14 protein-coding genes are annotated in these 17,817 nt (G+C 44.5%); 9 read left to right on the plus strand and 5 right to left on the minus strand.

Annotated features, from left to right (window positions below; translation table 11 throughout):
- The first annotated feature begins 171 nt into the window (after positions 1-171).
- The 6 genes from ECA1_RS01760 (at position 172) to ECA1_RS01785 (ending at position 6,580) form a co-directional block, all read left to right on the plus strand.
- A complete protein-coding gene (locus tag ECA1_RS01760; protein WP_060791565.1) occupies positions 172-1,521 on the plus strand; it encodes a Mur ligase family protein in 1,350 nt (449 codons plus the stop codon).
- Positions 1,514-2,185, plus strand: coding sequence for a type 1 glutamine amidotransferase (locus ECA1_RS01765; RefSeq protein WP_005227859.1), 672 nt, complete (start codon positions 1,514-1,516; stop codon positions 2,183-2,185). The genes ECA1_RS01760 and ECA1_RS01765 overlap by 8 nt, the downstream gene beginning before the upstream one ends.
- A 187-nt stretch (positions 2,186-2,372) precedes the next feature.
- Entirely contained in the window at positions 2,373-3,965 is a 1,593-nt protein-coding gene (locus ECA1_RS01770; RefSeq protein WP_060791566.1) for an alpha-glucoside-specific PTS transporter subunit IIBC, read from the plus strand.
- A gap of 13 nt (positions 3,966-3,978) precedes the next feature.
- A complete protein-coding gene (locus ECA1_RS01775; protein ID WP_060791567.1) occupies positions 3,979-5,310 on the plus strand; it encodes a 6-phospho-alpha-glucosidase in 1,332 nt (443 codons plus the stop codon).
- Positions 5,311-5,373: 63 nt separating this feature from the next.
- Positions 5,374-6,147 (plus strand): MurR/RpiR family transcriptional regulator, encoded by a 774-nt coding sequence (locus ECA1_RS01780; RefSeq protein WP_010749064.1) that lies wholly within the window; start codon positions 5,374-5,376, stop codon positions 6,145-6,147.
- Entirely contained in the window at positions 6,140-6,580 is a 441-nt protein-coding gene (locus ECA1_RS01785) for a hypothetical protein (protein WP_005233546.1), read from the plus strand. Before ECA1_RS01780 ends, ECA1_RS01785 begins: the two co-directional genes overlap by 8 nt.
- Positions 6,581-6,636: 56 nt before the next feature.
- On the opposite strand, the gene ECA1_RS01790 is transcribed toward ECA1_RS01785, so the two are convergent.
- A complete protein-coding gene (locus ECA1_RS01790; protein ID WP_060791568.1) occupies positions 6,637-7,467 on the minus strand; it encodes an endonuclease/exonuclease/phosphatase family protein in 831 nt (276 codons plus the stop codon).
- A gap of 93 nt (positions 7,468-7,560) precedes the next feature.
- Positions 7,561-9,735, minus strand: a complete 2,175-nt coding sequence (locus tag ECA1_RS01795) for a PTS transporter subunit IIBC (RefSeq protein ID WP_060791569.1) — start codon at positions 9,733-9,735, stop codon at positions 7,561-7,563.
- A gap of 250 nt (positions 9,736-9,985) precedes the next feature.
- On the opposite strand from ECA1_RS01795, the gene ECA1_RS01800 reads away from it, so the two are divergent.
- Positions 9,986-12,250 (plus strand): glycoside hydrolase family 65 protein, encoded by a 2,265-nt coding sequence (locus ECA1_RS01800; protein WP_060791570.1) that lies wholly within the window; start codon positions 9,986-9,988, stop codon positions 12,248-12,250.
- 107 nt (positions 12,251-12,357) lie between these two features.
- On the plus strand, positions 12,358-13,377 hold the full coding sequence (locus ECA1_RS01805) for a LacI family DNA-binding transcriptional regulator (RefSeq protein ID WP_060791571.1): 1,020 nt from the start codon (positions 12,358-12,360) through the stop codon (positions 13,375-13,377).
- A 78-nt stretch (positions 13,378-13,455) separates the two neighbouring features.
- On the opposite strand, the gene ECA1_RS01810 is transcribed toward ECA1_RS01805, so the two are convergent.
- Together ECA1_RS01810 and ECA1_RS01815 are read right to left on the minus strand one after the other, a co-directional pair.
- Positions 13,456-14,421: a ribose-phosphate diphosphokinase gene (locus ECA1_RS01810; protein WP_060791572.1), complete on the minus strand. Its 966-nt coding sequence runs from the start codon at positions 14,419-14,421 to the stop codon at positions 13,456-13,458.
- 71 nt (positions 14,422-14,492) lie between these two features.
- Positions 14,493-15,032, minus strand: a complete 540-nt coding sequence (locus ECA1_RS01815) for a C39 family peptidase (protein WP_005233534.1) — start codon at positions 15,030-15,032, stop codon at positions 14,493-14,495.
- Between the two features lie 140 nt (positions 15,033-15,172).
- On the opposite strand from ECA1_RS01815, the gene ECA1_RS01820 reads away from it, so the two are divergent.
- Complete coding sequence (locus tag ECA1_RS01820; protein ID WP_060791573.1) at positions 15,173-17,065, plus strand: M13 family metallopeptidase; 1,893 nt, start codon at positions 15,173-15,175, stop codon at positions 17,063-17,065.
- A gap of 63 nt (positions 17,066-17,128) precedes the next feature.
- Here ECA1_RS01820 and ECA1_RS01825 read toward each other — a convergent pair whose 3' ends face one another.
- Positions 17,129-17,716, minus strand: a complete 588-nt coding sequence (locus ECA1_RS01825; RefSeq protein WP_060791574.1) for a hypothetical protein — start codon at positions 17,714-17,716, stop codon at positions 17,129-17,131.
- Positions 17,717-17,817 lie beyond the last annotated feature (101 nt).

The raw sequence follows: 17,817 nt of genomic DNA on the forward strand, positions 1-17,817 counted from the left end.
GCTGTTTTGCTTTTCAAGCCTTTGATCATCGCAAGTAAAAGAGCTATTTATCAGAATGGTCTTTGCAGAAATTTAAAGAATCGCAAAAGCAATTTAACCTTTTTCTTGGTATATGGTATGATAAATTGAATTTGCACAATGAAAGCATTCGCTCTAATGGAGGGTTACATTATGGGAATACGAAGTCATCTGGCTGTTTCAGTCGGTAAGACCTCTCAATGGGTATTAAAGAACTTTTTCAAAGGCGGCTCAAGCCTGCCTGGTAAATTAGCATTAAAAGTTGATCCACATATATTAGATCATTTGGCGAAAGATTACCAAGTCGTCGTGATCACAGGCACCAACGGCAAAACATTGACGACTGCCTTGACTGTCAATATTTTGCGCCAAGAATTTGATGAAGTATTGACGAACCCCACCGGCGCCAATATGGTCCAAGGAATCGTTTCAACCTTTCTATCGGCACGCCCTAAAAAAGGCAAAAAATTTGCGGTTTTAGAAATCGATGAAGCCAGTCTCAGCAAAGTAACGAAGTACATCAAACCGGAATTGTTCGTTTTCACCAATATTTTCCGCGATCAAATGGACCGTTATGGCGAGATCTATACGACCTATAAAATGATCGTTGAAGGTGCCGCAAACTCACCAGAAGCTACGATCCTCTGCAATGGGGATTCGCCACTGTTCAATTCGGTAGCAACTGTCAATCCGCGGAAATACTATGGATTTGATCATTTGCCAGATGAAGAGCAGATGGCCCATTACAATACGGATGGCGTGTTGTGTCCTGAGTGTCATCACATTTTACATTATAAAATGATCACCTATGCCAATCTTGGAAAATACTACTGCCCAAATTGCGGCTTCCATCGACCAGAATTGGATTATAAACTGACGGAAATGACCGCAATGGACAACACCTCTGCTGATTTTGTGATCGATGGCAATGACTATCGCATCGAAGTCGGCGGGATGTACAATGTCTACAATGCGCTGGCGGCAACTGCGGTTGCGGAATATTATGGCGTAGCACCTGCAAAAATCAAATCTGGTTTGGCCTATGACGAAAAAGTCTTTGGTCGCCAAGAAGTGATCCGCATCGGGGACAAAGAATGTACGTTAGTCTTAGTTAAAAACCCTGTTGGTTTGAACCAAGTCATCGATATGATCGGCCTGTCGCCCTATCCTTTCTCGCTAGTCAGCTTGTTGAATGCCAACTACGCAGATGGGATCGACGTCAGCTGGATTTGGGATGGCGACCATGAAGCGTTTGCCGATATGGGGATTCCTCAAGTGATCGCTGGTGGTGATCGTCACAAAGATATGGCGTTGCGGCTAAAAGTTGCGGGGATCCCTGAAGAAAAAATCATTGAAACCCCTGAACTTGATGACGTCATCAAGCAAATCTCAGACTTACCAACAGAAAAAGTCTATATTTTAGCGACTTACACTGCAGTCTTGCAGCTACGCAAAAAGCTTGCGGAAAAAGGCTATATCAAAGGAGGAATGAGTCGTGACTAAGTATCAACTGAATGTTGCCCACTTGTATGGAAATCTTTTGAATACTTATGGCGACAACGGCAATCTCTTGATGCTGCGCTACGTGGCCGAAAAACTAGGCGTGACCTTCAACGCAGAAGTCGTCAGCATTCACGAGCCCTTCGATCCTGAAAAATATGATCTCGTCTTCTTCGGTGGCGGGCAAGATTTTGAACAAGTGATCGTTTCACAAGATATCCAATCAAAAAAAGAAGCCCTGACCAGCTATATCGAAAATGATGGCGTCATGCTGGCGATCTGCGGCGGCTATCAATTACTGGGTCATTACTACATCGGTGCCAACGGCGAAAAAATCAATGGGATCGGTGCCTTGGATCATTACACCTTAAGCCAAGAAAACAACCGGTTCATCGGTGACATCGTGATCCACAATGAAGAATTCGATGAGACCTATTATGGCTTTGAAAACCATAATGGCCGTACTTTCTTAGGTAAAGGGGAAAAACCATTGGGGAAAGTCATCCAAGGACAAGGAAACAATGGCGAAGACCAAACGGAAGGCGTAGTTTACCGCAATGTGTTCGGCTCTTACTTCCACGGACCGCTCCTCGCAAGAAATGAGCATCTGGCAGAGCGCTTGATCCGCACCGCCCTTGCCAATCGTTATGGCAACGTCGAAATTTAAATACACGTACGTAGCAAACAAACCTGTTTTTCGCAGGTTTGTTTTTTTATGGGAAAATTCCCCGCAGTTGCAACTTCTTCTCTTTGTTTGCTTCTACGTTCCTATGCTTCCTCGCTTTATTGTAACCGCTATCTTTCTTTTCTATACTGAGGTTGTAGTAAAAATTGAAAGGAGATGTTAAGAAATTATGATGGAAAAAGTTCAGCGGTTTGGCGGTGCGATGTTTACCCCGGTCCTCTTGTTTTCATTTTCAGGGATCATGGTCGCGCTGTGTATTATCTTTAAAAATCCGATGCTTGTGGGGAGCATCGCCACTGAAGGCTCTACGTGGTACAACATTTGGACGATCATTGAAAACGGAGCGTGGACGGTCTTCAACCAAATGGAATTATTATTTGTCATTGGATTACCGATCGGTCTCGCAAAAAAAGCCAATGCGCGAGCGGCAATGGAAGCCTTTGTCGTCTATATTACTTGTAATTATTTTATTTCTGGCATGATCGAGTACTTCGGTAACTTCTTCGGTGTCAACTTTGCAGCTGATCCCGGCGGTGAGAGTGGCTTGAAAATGATCGCTGGCATCAAAACATTAGATACTGGTATTATCGGAGCAATTTTTATTTCGGCGATCGTCGTCTATCTTCACAACAAGTTTTTCGATACGAAGCTGCCTGATTTTCTCGGAATCTTCCAAGGCTCTTCCTTTGTCGTGATCCTCGGTTTCTTTTTAATGCTGCCAGTTGCTTTCTTGATCGCATTGATTTGGCCGAAAGTCCAAGCTGGCATTGGGTCCATGCAAGGGTTTCTAGCAAGTGCTGGGGTCTTTGGGGTCTGGCTCTATACTTTCTTAGAGCGAATATTGATTCCCACAGGTCTCCATCATTTCGTGTATACCCCCTTTGTTTTTGGTCCCGCTGTCGTCGAAGAAGGAATCTCCAAATACTGGATGGCACATTTACAAGAATTTGCCCAATCCACCAGACCATTGAAAGAGCTTTTCCCTGAAGGGGGCTTTGCTTTACATGGCAATTCTAAGATCTTTGCTGCACCAGGGATCGCTGCTGCTTTTTATTTCACAGCCAAGCCTGAGAACAAAAAGAAGGTCTTAGCGATTTTGATCCCTGCCACTTTAACTGCCGTTTTAGCTGGTATCACTGAGCCATTGGAATTCACCTTCCTCTTTATCTCACCACCCCTCTTTGCGGTGCACGCTGTTTTAGCAGCGACCATGGCGGCAACGATGTTTGCCTTCGGGGTCGTTGGAGATATGGGGGGCGGCTTGATCGATCTGTTGGCGAAGGTCTGGATTCCGCTATTTCAAAATCATCGCAGTATGATCTTCACGCAGCTGGTGATCGGGTTAGCCTTTACTGCCCTTTATTTTCTTGTTTTCCGCTTCTTGATCCTCAAATTTAAGTTAGCCACACCAGGACGGGAAGAAAACAATAGCGAAATCAAACTATACACAAAAAAAGATTACAAAGAAAAACAAGCCAACACTGGAACGCCAGTGATTGCTGGTGCCAATCGCTACACCGAACAAGCCGCAGTCTACTTAGAAGGGTTTGGCGGTCGCGACAACATTGATAAAGTCACTAATTGTGCCACTCGCCTAAGAATCACCGTCAAAGATCAAGACCAAGTGCTGCCAGATGACATCTTTAAAGGCGCTGGTGCCCATGGTGTCGTTCGCAACGGCAACGCCTTCCAAGTGATCGTTGGCCTGGATGTGCCACAAGTGAGAGAACAATTCGAAAAATTATTAGCTGTATCAGACTAAGGAGGAAACAAAAATGAAAAAATTTTCAGTCGTGATCGCCGGAGGCGGCAGTACCTTTACCCCAGGAATCGTCTTGATGCTTTTGGAACACTTGGATCGTTTCCCGATTCGCCAAATCAAATTTTACGACAATTTGGAAGAACGACAAGAAAAAGTTGCACAAGCTTGTGAGATTTTATTGAAAGAACGTGCACCCGAAATCAGCTTTTTAGCAACCACTGATCCCGAAACCGCATTTCAGGATGTCGATTTTGTGATGGCGCATATCCGAGTTGGCTTGTATGCGATGCGCGAAAAGGATGAAAAAATCCCTTTGAAATATGGTGTGGTCGGCCAAGAAACTTGTGGTCCTGGCGGGATCGCTTATGGGATGCGTTCTATCGGCGGTGTATTGGAGTTAGTCGATTATATGGAAAAATATTCCCCTGATGCGTGGATGTTGAATTATTCCAATCCTGCAGCGATCGTCGCAGAAGCGACTCGTAAATTGCGCCCTGATGCCAAGATCATTAATATTTGTGATATGCCAGTGGGAATCGAAGAACGGATGGCGCAAGCGATCGGTTTAGCTTCTCGCAAAGAGTTGGTGGTTCGCTATTATGGCTTGAATCACTTTGGCTGGTGGACAGATATACGAGACAAAGCTGGCAATGATTTGCTGCCACAGATCCAGGCGCATGTGGCAAAATACGGCTATTCATTGCCAGAAGAAATCGAAGCGAGCCAACATGCTGATGCCAGCTGGATGCACACCTTTGCCAAAGCAAAAGAAGTATACGAAGTTGATCCATCCACTTTGCCAAATACCTACTTGAAGTATTACTTTTTCCCTCAAGATGAAGTGGCGCACACCAACCCATCTTTTACACGGGCAAATGAAGTCATGGCTGGCCGCGAAAAACACGTCTTTGGTGAATGCCAACGCATCGTAGAAAACCAGACAGCGACTGACACCACGCTTGAAGTGGATGAACACGCCAGCTACATCGTTGACCTTGCACGAGCGATTGCTTATAACACGCAAGAACGGATGCTGTTGATCGTGCCTAACGAAGGAGCGATCGTCAACTTTGATGAACAGGCAATGGTGGAAGTGCCTTGTATCGTCGGCAGTAACGGGGCAGAACCAATCACACAAGGCAAGATCCCTCGCTTCCAAAAAGGATTGATGGAACAACAAGTCGCCGTGGAAAAATTAGTCGTGGAAGCTTGGGCAGAGGGTTCTTACCAGAAATTATGGCAAGCACTGATTCTTTCAAAAGTGGTTCCAAATGCCCGTGTAGCCAAAGAATTACTCGATGAATTGATTGAAGCAAATCAAGCCTTTTGGCCAGAATTACACTAGCCAGCGTTCTTCGCCTCCCCTCCTGGCTTTTCAGCTATACTTAATCAATAAGGAGGGGTTTTTGTGAAATTACAGTATTTGATTCAACAGCACCAATCAGAGTTAAGTGAACTTGATCGTGGCATTCTAAACTACATTCTTTCCAACGGCGACACCGTTCTATCTATGGGGATCGTCGAGCTATCCGAGCAGGTTCACGTCTCCAAGTCTTCTATTTTACGGTTGACGAAAAAACTTGGTTTTTCTGGCTATTCCGAGTTCAAATATTTTCTACGGCATCAGCAAGAACAGGCAACAACGATTTCGCAACAAAAAACGATTTTTGAAAAGCAACAAGAGGATATTTTCGCCACCCTCAACTATGTAAAAACGGTAGACTTAGCTGCCCTCAACCGCTTGTTTGACCGCAGCAAAACCATCTACTGCTACCCAACTGGGTTTTCCCAAAAGAAAGCACTGGAGGAGTTTTCCAAAATGATGCTTTCTATGGAAAAACGAGTGATCGTATTGCCGAACAAAACGGAATTTGATATGGTCATGCCGATGATCACTGCCGAAGACTGTGTGATCATCGCCTCACTGAGCGGCGAAACAGAAAACGTCAAAGAGAATCTGACGACGTTTGCGATTCGTCAGATTCCCGTTTTGACATTGAGTGCGCCAGGAGATAATTATTTTGCTCGCCATTCAACGTTTCACCTGACCTATTATTGCGATTTTTTTCAAATCGGTCGCAAGAAAATCCCTAGCCAGTCTTTGATCGGACTAAGCTGCTTGATTGATTATTTGATCCGTTCCTACGGACTATTCACTTTACAGGAGGGCAACCATGACTAAACGAAAATGGGCGTTTCCATTGATTTTACTGAGTTATTGGCTTTTGATCGCCGGTGCTTACTATCTTTATCTTTCCTTGACTGCCTTCAACCATGGGATGACCTTTGCCCAGTACCTCAACTCGCAACCGTTAGCCGCTTTAGGGGTCTTGTTAAGTAGTCTCCTTTTGCTGCAAGGGGCTTGCCTGTACTTTATTCAACGGTTTTCCATGAGTAAAAAAGGCCTTTTGGGTCAGTATTTATTCCTGATCTTCTTCCAGCAGTTGCTGACAGCGAATGTAATCGGTGCAGGACTCGTCTTTTTTACAAGAAGAAGTCTTTCGAGTCAGGAGGAAAACGCAACTTGGGGCGAAAAGAGTTTTACCTACGGGGCATTAGCATTCATTCTTTTATTGAGTTTATTCTTTTTCCTCCTTGTTCGATCAGCGATTTAACTTCCCCAAAAAGAAAAGCAGTGCCGATTGGCACTGCTTTTTTGCTGTCGCTTCTGCTAGTTTGGATCTGTTTTTGAAGCAAAAACCACTTTGATTCCAAAGTGATCGCTGACGATCGGAGTACGCGTTCCGTCAAAAACGACTTCATATTCCGTTGCTTGCAAGTCTTTGGATGCAAAAACATAATCGATCCGCAATGCTTCTCGATTGTCTTGCCAACCATCAATGGCTTTAACGACAGAGGCTTCACCGATCGTTTCGGTAGCCGTTAAAAAGCTGTCTTGCAACTGTAAGGAGCTGTCAAGGACGAGTTGATGACCAGAGCTGGCCGCATCGTTGTTGAAATCTCCTAGGATCAATAAGGTATCTGCCCGTTCTGCTAAAAATGCTTCTGTCTGTTGCCACTCGTAGGCAAATTTACCGTCTTGCCACCAAGAAAAATGACAGCTAACGACTTGTACGATCTGTCCATCGGCTTCAGTCACGCCGCTCAGGTTTTTGCGTGTGGTATGATCCCAGACATCCGTGGCTTGTGAAGCAAGGTATTCTTTGGCAATGATGGGCTGTTTGGACAATAAGGCATTGCCTTCGTGGTAAATGTCATAGCCTACGTGACTGTAGGTCCATGACCAGTAGTAATCACAGTCTAACAGTTGCAGTTCTTCCACTAGGCGTAAAGCAAAATTGTCCTCCTTGATTTCCACCAGCGTATCTGTGGGGCAATATAGCCCATCAGGAACGATGGTTTGAGCAGCGATCGTTTGGTTGACTTCTTGCAAGGCGATGATGTCATAGTCGCCTGTTGCAATCTCTTGTGCGATCATCTTGCATTTTTCTAGCTGATTTTCTTCTAACCAGCTATGGGTGTTCAATGTTAATACCTTCATGAATAAGGCTCCTTCTCTCGGTTTGCTTGTACGATTCCTTTAAAAAATAAAAGAGAGCGGGTCAACAAAAGAGTCGACCCGCTTGTCATTTTATTATAGTTTTACGATTCCAACAACTGCGGCTGCTTGTTGCTTGCCGATTTGGGTCAATTCAAAGGAATCGATTTGATCGCTGTTGGTCAACACTACAACGATGGTGGTGTCTTTGCCAGCAGCACTTACTGCAGCGAGATCCATCTCCGCTAACTTGTCACCCACCGCCACTTGTTGTCCTTCAGTGACAGCTACCGTAAAGGGGGCACCGTTTAAGTCAACAGTATCTAAGCCCATGTGAACCAATATTTCGATGCCTTCATCAGAAAGCAAGCCAATCGCATGTTTCGTTGGGAAGATGTTGGTGACTTTCCCGCTGATTGGTGCGACAACTGTCGTCTGCTCTGGACGCACGCCATAACCGTCACCCATCATTTTTTCCGCAAATACTTGGTCTTTGACAGAGGTGATCGGCATCACTTCTCCAGTGGCAACGGCAGCTAGTTCAGCTGTCACGCCTTGGCTTTGGTGGGTAGTGGTTTCTACTGGTGCTTGACTAGCCGTCGGTTCGGGAATCGTGACACCAGAATCTAAGATATCTTGAATGTCTGATTTTAAGACATCTGCTTTCGGTCCATAAACTGCTTGCACACCGTTGTCTTTTACGATCAAGCCTAAAGCCCCTGCGGCTTTCCATGCTTTTTCATCGCCGACCGCTTCTCGATTTTTCACAGAGACCCGTAAACGGGTCATACATGCATCAACGTCGGCGATATTTTCACGTCCGCCTAATAAATGAATGATTTTCACGACTTGCGAATCTGGGTTCAAATTGCCATCCGCCGAAGCTGTTGCTGGCGCATCGCTGGCTCCTTCTGTTTCGTAGTTGCCGTTTCTACCTGGTGTTGCAAAGTTGAATTTTTTGATCAAGAAGTTGGCCAAGAAATACATCCCAACACCAAAGACGATGGTCACTAACACAAAGTTGATCAAATCTTGTCCTAAGCCGGCATTGATCGCCATTGGAGTACGGGTCAACAACTCGATATTCCCAAAAGAGTGGACCCGTAAGTTGACGATATCCGCCATCGCAAACGCAGCCCCTTGTACGACTGCATAAACGATGTAAAGCGGTACGGCAGCAAACATAAACATGAACTCCAACGGTTCCGTTACCCCTGTCAAGAAGACAGCGATAGCAGCTGATAAATACATAGAGGTATATTTGTGCCGTTTGTCCGCATCGACATTGCGATACATGGCATAAGACAAGCCCATCAAGATCCCAGATGAACCAATCATTTGTCCAACTTTAAAGCGGGCAGGAACAAAGTTTTCCAATAAAAATTGATATTGTGACGTATCGCCAGCATTGCGCATATTCACTAGATCTGTTGCCCAAGCAAGCCATAGTGGGTCTTGTCCAAAGACTTGGGTGCCGGCTTGTGCGCCAGAAAGAATCGTGTAAGTTCCACCTAATTCGGTGTAATTGATCGGGATCGTCAACATGTGATGCAGCCCGAATGGTAAGAGCAGCCGCTCCAAGGTTCCAAATAAGAACGGTGCTAAAACGGGCGCACTTTCTTGTGATTGTGCGATCCATAAACCGAAGTTGTTGATGCCTGCCTGAATGTAAGGCCAAACGATCGATAACACTAATGCGACGACTACTGAACGGGCGATCACTACGAAAGGTACGAAGCGTTTGCCGTTAAAGAAGGAAAGCGCATCCGGTAATTTGCGGAAATTATAGTATTTGTTGTAAGCTGTTGCTCCCACAAAACCAGCGATGATCCCAACAAAGACACCCATGTTCAAAGCAGGTGCTTCTAATACACTAGTAAAGAAGCCGTCGATCATGATCTTCGTCCCAAACAACGTATGGGTAAAGGCGCCTTCTTCGGTTAACATCGCGCTCGTCACGCCAAAGATCGAACCAGTGATCCGATTGATCAAAATAAAGGCGATCCCAGCAGCAAATGCCCCACCAGCTCGCTCTTTAGCCCAACTACCACCAATAGCTAATGCAAATAATAAATGCAGGTTACCAATAATTGCCCAACCAATGTTTTCAATGACGCCTCCTGTAGTGATCAAAAATGCCCAGTCGGCATTGATCATTGGGATCGTTTTCCCAATACTGATCATCAAACCAGCGGCTGGCATAACAGCGACAACCACCATTAGCGCTTTTCCGAATTTTTGCCAAAATTCGAAGCTCAATAATTTTTTCATCTTCCTTCTTCCTTCCCTGAATCGATTTACGCAATCGGTTTCTTAATGATTTCATTCTAACGGAGAAAAAAGATTTTGTAAACCCAGAAATATCAAAAGGGATTCTATTCGCTTTTCACCTTTATATAACTGAATCTCTCTTTCTCGATGTTTCCTAATAGGAAATTCTTTATACGCAACAACTTTCACTTGACGATGCAATCGTTTGCGCTTATGATAGAGATATCAAAAAGATTCTGGAGGGACTTTCATGAAAAAAATCCAACGATTGTTCGAGATCGATCCATGGAAAATCGCGACATCTACCTTAGATAAAGAAAATCGTCGACTGCAAGAGTCGCTAACAAGCATCGGTAATGGCTACATGGGAATGCGCGGCAACTTCGAAGAACAATACAGCGGCGACCATCACTTAGGTACTTATATCGCAGGTGTCTGGTACCCAGACAAAACCCGTGTTGGCTGGTGGAAAAACGGCTATCCTGATTATTTTGGCAAAGTGATCAATGCGGTCAACTTTATTGCAATGGACCTATTTGTCAATGACCAATTAGTCGACTTAGCAAAAATCAGCCCAAGTGATTTCCGTTTAGAACTAGACATGGAAACCGGGATTTTACGCCGCAACTTTACTGTCACTTTGGCAGGTGCAACGGTTAAATTCTCTTTTGAACGCTTCTTGAGCATCGTAAAACGTGAACTTGCCCTCATTAAGATGGATGCTGAGATCATTGAAGGCGACGCTGAGATCAAAATCGTTTCTAAACTAGATAACAACGTCCATAACGAAGACAGCAACTACGACGAACGTTTCTGGGAAGAATTGGCTCATGGCCAAACCGAAACCTTCCATTACTTGACGACTCGGACCGTAGAAAATAATTTTGACATTGAACGCTTTACTGTCACTTCTGCTATGCGTCATAGCCAAACACCGATTGATTCCGTGAAAAGCGAACTTTGCGTCGCTGATACCTTTGCCTTTTCTGGGGCAGCCGGTGACACCTTCTCATTGATCAAAGAAGTCTTGATCGTTACGAGTCGTGATGTTCCCGCTCATGATCATCCAGCAAAAGTCACCGAATTAGGCACTTTATACAAAGCAGATTATGATGCGTTACGTGCAGAACAAGTCGCTGCTTGGAAAGCCCGCTGGGATTTAGCCGATGTGATCATTGAAGGCGATGCTGCGGCGCAACAAGGGATTCGTTTCAACCTGTTCCAATTGTTTTCAACCTATTATGGCGAAGACGAGCGCTTGAACATTGGACCGAAAGGCTTTACTGGTGAAAAATATGGCGGTGCGACTTACTGGGATACCGAAGCCTATGCAGTTCCATTGTATTTGGCATTAGCAAAACCAGAAGTGACCCGTAACTTGTTGAAATACCGTCACAACCAATTGCCGCAAGCCCATATCAATGCGCAAAAACAAGGCTTAGCAGGTGCCCTTTACCCAATGGTGACCTTCACTGGGATCGAATGCCACAATGAGTGGGAGATCACTTTCGAGGAAATCCACCGAAATGGTGCCATCGCTTATGCCATCTACAACTATACGAATTATACTGGCGATACAAGTTACCTGAAAAAAGAAGGATTAGAAGTGTTAAGCGCGATCTCACGTTTCTGGGCAGATCGTGTCCACTATTCAAAACGCCAGCAAAAATACATGATCCATGGCGTTACAGGACCAAACGAATACGAAAACAATATCAATAACAACTGGTACACCAATAAAATGGCTACTTGGGTCTTAGCTTATACCTTAGCCAGCTATGAAGCCTTCAAAGACGAAGCGACGGTCACGATCTCTGACGAAGAACAAGCCAAATGGCAAGACATCATCGACAATATGTACTTCCCAGAAGACCAAGATCTTGGTGTGTTCGTCCAGCATGATACCTTCTTAGACAAAGACTTGATGCCCGTTTCCGATCTTGATTCAAAACATTTGCCGTTAAACCAAAATTGGTCGTGGGATCATATCTTGCGCTCTTGCTTTATCAAGCAAGCCGATGTTTTGCAAGGTATCTACTTCTTCGGCGATCAATTCAGCAAAGAAGAAAAACAACGGAACTTTGATTTCTATGAGCCGATGACAGTGCATGAATCTTCCCTTTCTCCAAGTATCCATGCGATTTTGGCAGCGGAATTAGGCATGGAAGAAAAAGCGTTGGAAATGTATGAGCGGACTGCTCGTCTTGATTTGGACAATTACAACAATGATACCGATGATGGCTTGCACATCACTTCTATGACCGGCAGCTGGTTAGCGATCGTTCAAGGTTTTGCTCAAATGAAAACTGATCACGATCACTTAGGGTTTGCGCCATTCTTACCTAAAACGTGGAGCCGCTACGCCTTCCACATCAACTATCGTGGACGTCTGCTCTTTGTTTCCGTCAATGAGTCAACGGTGACTTTGAAGAAAATCAGCGGTGAGGCATTGCCAATCAAGTTGTATGGCAAAGACTATGTTTTAGAAGACGAAATCAGTACAGCGATCAACTAAACAAGCCTTCTGAAAGAAGAAATGTCTGCATTTCTTCTTTCTTTTGATTGGCTCTACCCTTGTGCCGACACTTTGTGATACTATAAGCTAAAAAAGGAGGGAAATCAGTGAGCATTACGGTCAAAGATGTCGCCAAAAAGGCTGGCGTCGCTACATCCACGGTTTCTCGTGTCGTAAACGATCATCCCAGCATTTCTGAAGATACCAAGAAGAAAGTGCGCAAAGTAATGGCAGAAATGGGCTATGTCCCCAATCTTGCGGCTCGAAATCTCGGCAAACAGATATCTAGTGCCATCGGCGTGATCTTGCCGCCCCTTGATTCGAAAGAACGACTAGGAAACCCCTTTTATTTAGAAACGATCGAGGCCATCAACGAAGAGGCCCGTCATCATCAAATGACAGTTGCCGTCGCCTCCGCCCGTGATTTTACTACGTTGCTAAAAAACGTGGAACGGATGCACCTGCAAAAACAAGTAGATGGCTTTATCTTGGTCTATTCCGATGAAAAAGACCCAATCATCGACTATCTGGTCGAAAAAGAAGTTCCTTTTACCTTGATTGGTCAACCATACAGCAATGAAGACAAAATCGTTTTTGTCGATAATGACAACCAGTTGTTAGGCAAGCAAGCAACCGAGCATCTGATCGCCCAAGGGCATACGAAGATATTATTTGCTACCAATACGACCCATGAAAACCTGTATTTCGAGCGTTTCTTCGGCTACCAAAAAGCCATGATGCTGGCAAATCTCCCCTTTTATCCAGCATTGACCTTTGAAAAAGCGGAAGATTACGTCACGTTCGAAGAGACGATCAAAGAATCCCAAGCAACGGCCATCGTCGTGATCGATGATCTGTTTGCTGTACGGATCATTCAATTAGCGACGATGTATGGCTACAAAGTCCCCGACGATTTATCCATCATCAGTTTCAACAATTCGATCTTTGCTACTTTGACCCATCCGTATTTGACTAGTATCGATATCAACGTGTTGTCCTTAGGAAAAATCGCTACCGAACGGCTGATGGCGCAATTGAATCATGAAGATTCAAACGGCGTACAGCTGGTTGTACCACATAAGCTGATCAAACGAGAAACGGTCTTAAACCGCAACCAGTTGAACTGATCCGCTGGGTCTTGTCCACTTCCCCTTACATGCAAAAGCACCCGCTGTCCCTAAGGATAGCGGGTGCTTTTCATATTTTTATTTATACTCTTTGCTTTCCAGGCGGAACAATGGACTCATTGGTGTATTTTCGTGAATGCGGAGAACGGCTTCCCCCATCAATTCGGCACAAGAAATGTAGTGCAGTTTTTCTGGATGGCGTTCTTCGCTGGTCCAGCAAGAATCGGTGACACAAATACTTTCAATCGCTGATTGATCCAAAATTTCTTTAGCAGGCGGTGAAAGCAAGGCGTGAGAGACACAAGCATACACTTCGCTGGCACCAGCTTCCTTCAACAAGTCTGCCGCTTTTGCCAATGTATGGCCGGTATTTAAAATGTCATCAACCAAAATACATTTTTTCCCAACGACATCACCAATCACATAGCCGCCATCGGCTTCATCTTGATCGACGATCGCGATCGCTGTATCTAAGTATTCTGCCAAACTACGGGTCCGTTGGACACCGCTGTTTTTTGGTGAAACCACGACATAGTCGTCACCCGTCATTTTTTGTTCGCGATAGTAATGGGCAAACAATGGGATCGTAAAGAGATTATCTACTGGGATGTCGAAAAATCCTTGAACTTGGACGGCATGCAAATCAAGCGTCAAGATTCGAGAAGCCCCTGCTTCCACCAGCATATTGGCAATCAATTTTGCAGTGATCGGCTCATGCGGATTGGCCGTTCGGTCTTGCCGTGCATATGCGTAATAAGGCAAAACGACATTGATGGTCTTCGCACTAGCCCGTTTCATGGCATCGATCATGATCAGCAGCTCTAAATAGTGATCATTGACGGGTTCATTCGTTGATTGAATGATATAAATATGGTCGCCCCGCACACTTTCTTCAATATTGATGGCAATCTCTCCATCACTAAACTGTGTCACTTTTGACTTCCCTAGTTCTGTACCGAAAACTTTCGCAATGTTTTCTGCTAATGGTAAATTTCCATTTAAACTAAAAATTTTCAACGAACTATCTTTATAACTTTCGCCCATGATTGCCTCCAATGAATGTGGTTGTTTTCTTCTATTCTAGCACAAAGTGACTGTTTTTTTAACCGTCTCGTTCAAGGAAGTGTGACGGTACCGTTTACCCAACTGGCGGGAATCACTTTTTTGTAGTTGCCCCAGTTGTCATGAACTTTAAAATAGCGTTCTCCGCTGGCGGTTTCAGCGTAGGCGTAAGCCACGACCCAATGATTGCCATACGTGCTGCCTAAAGGCTTCAAAATACCGATGATCACCGGTTTGCCTTCATCGATTCGTTTGCACGCTCGATGCCAGCCGCCAACAACAGTCGCACGTCCGCGGTAAGGCAATTGGAATTGATCGAAAAACCGAGTCAATCCATGACTGACTTGCCAAGCGATCGTCGGCAACCCATGAGGCTGAATCAGCACCCGCAGCATTTCCGTCACTACTGTCAGATCTCGCTGTTTTTTTCTACGAAACGCTTTCGGGATGATCGTTTCATCGATGTAATCTTGATAGTAGGCCAAAAAGACGGCTGCCGCATAGGTGCCGCATAAATACCCTGAAGGAGTGACCCACTGCTTATACGGACGAAACCGCTCTTCGGCGATCCCTTTCCACTCTACTTGTTCCATCTCGTTCACCTGCCTTTTTTCTTATTATACCTTAGATTCTCCTCCTACTTGGATCAAAACCCTTTTTCGTCTAGAAAACTTTTCTTTGCGTCCTTACAGATTTTGTTTCATAATAGTAGAAAGCGAGAGGAGCGAAAGACATGACAACCTTGTTAAAAGATGATTTTTATGACTATGTAAATGGCGAGTGGCTGGAGACCGCTGTTATTCCAGCTGATAAACCCGCTACGGGTGGATTCCAAGATCTCGTTGACGGAATCGATTCCTTAATGATCGCAGAATTTGAAAATATGGCACACGATCCCCATGCTACGCCAAAAGGCCGCATGAAGGATGCTGTGGCTTTTTACCGCTTAGCCAGCGATTTTGCCCAACGAGAGGCAGCTGGCGCTACTGAAGCAAATGCACTATTAGCAAAAATCGAAGCGTTGCGTTCTTATGAGGAATTGAATCAGCAACTGGCAAGTTTCGTTTTAGATGGCATTGCCTTGCCTTTCCAACTAGATGTCGATGCAGACATGAAAAATGCGCAAATGAATACTTTGTCTGTCTATCCGCCTGCTACTATTTTGCCGGATAAAACCTATTACACAGAAAATCCCCAAGCAAGCGAAATGCTGCAAGTCTACTTTGAGATGGCCGTCAACGTTTTAGTTGCTTATGGAAAAGACCAAGCAGAAGCGGAATCGTTGGTAGAGCAAGCGATCGCTTTTGATAAATTGATCGCCCCTCATGTGCGCAGTGCGGAAGAAAGTGCGGATTATAGCAAAAATTACAATCCTCGCTCCTTGGAAGAATTTGCAAAGCAAGCCAGCAAGATCGATTTTAGACAACTCTTGACAGCCCTTTTACCAGGTACACCAGAAGAGCTGATCGTAACGGAACCCGCTTACTTTGAAGCCTTTGACATTATTGTTTCTGATAGCCATTTTGAACTCTTGAAAGGCTGGATGATCGTCAACCAAAGCTTGCGCTATACTAGCTATCTGAGTGAAGAATTGCGTCAGTTAGGCGGAACCTACAGTCGCTACTTATCAGGGATCGATGAAGCGGCTCCCCAACAAAAAGCGGCTTATTACTTAACGATGGGTCATTTTAGTCAAGTGATCGGTGATTATTATGGACGCAAGTACTTTGGGGAAACGGCGAAAAAAGACGTCAAACACATGGTGGAAACAATGATTGCTGTCTACCAAGATCGTTTGCGCAACAACACGTGGTTAAGTGAAGAAACTCGCCAAAAAGCGATCATCAAATTGAATCGTTTAGGCATCCATGTCGGGTACCCTGATCAAGTTCCTGCCATTTATGACCAATTGCATACCGATGAAGAGAAAAGTCTGCTGGCAAATGCCCTGCATTTCAATCGTTTGTTCCGAGAAGATGCCTTCAAAAAATGGCAGCAGCCCGTGGATCGCGAGGAATGGGAAATGTCCGCCGCTACCGTGAATGCCTACTATCACCCATTTAAAAACGTGATCGTTTTCCCAGCGGCAATCTTACAAGCGCCCTTTTATAGTTTGGAGCAATCCACCAGCGCAAATTATGGGGGGATCGGCGCGGTCATTGCTCATGAGATCTCCCACGCCTTTGACAACAACGGGGCAAAATTTGATGAATATGGTAATTTAAACAATTGGTGGACAGAAGAAGATTTGGCCCACTTTGAACGCTTAGCTCAAGCGATGATCGACGAGTTTGATGGCCTGCCCTTTGCCGGCGGTACCGTAAATGGAACGTTGACTGTTTCTGAAAACATCGCCGATGCAGGCGGACTAAGCTGTGCGCTAGAAGCAGCGCAAAAAGAAAGCGATGTTTCTTTAGCAGACTTCTTCACCAATTGGGCAAAGATCTGGCGTACAAAAGCCAAAGAACAATACCAACAGCTCTTACTGTCGATCGATGTCCACGGACCAGCGAAACTACGTGCCAATATCCAAGTCCAAAATATCGATGAATTCTATACAGCCTTTGATATCAAACCTGGTGACCCTATGTATCGTGCACCAGAAGATCGTGTGCAGATCTGGTAAACAATAGCGTAAGAAAAAGACAAACCATATCAAGCTAGGGTTTGTCTTTTTGCTATGGATTTTTTAGAAGTGATAGATGAACGAGACAACTAACGAAAGAACCCCCAGAAGAACACGAATGATACCTATGCCTACAAAAAAACAAACCAAGACATAGAACATCTTGCATTTTTTATCTTCGTAATAAAAGGCTTGATAATAGTTGAAAGCCAATACACACCGCAACAAAACATAGAACATCATAAAAAAATGAAGAAAGTAGAGTCGCTCCAAATGATACGCAATTTGCTCCAATGGTAATTTTCGAGAGATGCTCCTAGTCAAAGAATCAGCAGTGAAAATTAAGATTAAAAAACCAGGCAAGAAGAAAAAAAAGAATTCAATGCCGGCGATATGTTTTTTGTGTTTCGGAACCAATTTATGACAATTTGAACTGGAGGTTCTCTCAAAAGCTAGAAGAAGCACACAAAAGCTCACCGTCGATAAACCGACAGCAACGAATTCCGTTTTTCCATGAATTGTCAAAGGCCATATTGGGGAGCTATGATATTTTTCAAAAATCATTGCGGCACCCAGAATAACATAATCAATAAGGGAATAGATCTTCCCTTTTCGCTGATAACTATCAAGGGGTTGATATCTTTTTTTCAAAACATTAAAAACCTCCTCACAATTTAAATGAAGCAATCCAGTAACAAACTTATTCGATTGAAAGACAATCTTTTAATCACCTAAAGCTTGTCTTTTGCTAA

This window comes from Enterococcus casseliflavus NBRC 100478 (assembly GCF_001544095.1).
Lineage (GTDB): Bacteria > Bacillota > Bacilli > Lactobacillales > Enterococcaceae > Enterococcus_D > Enterococcus_D casseliflavus.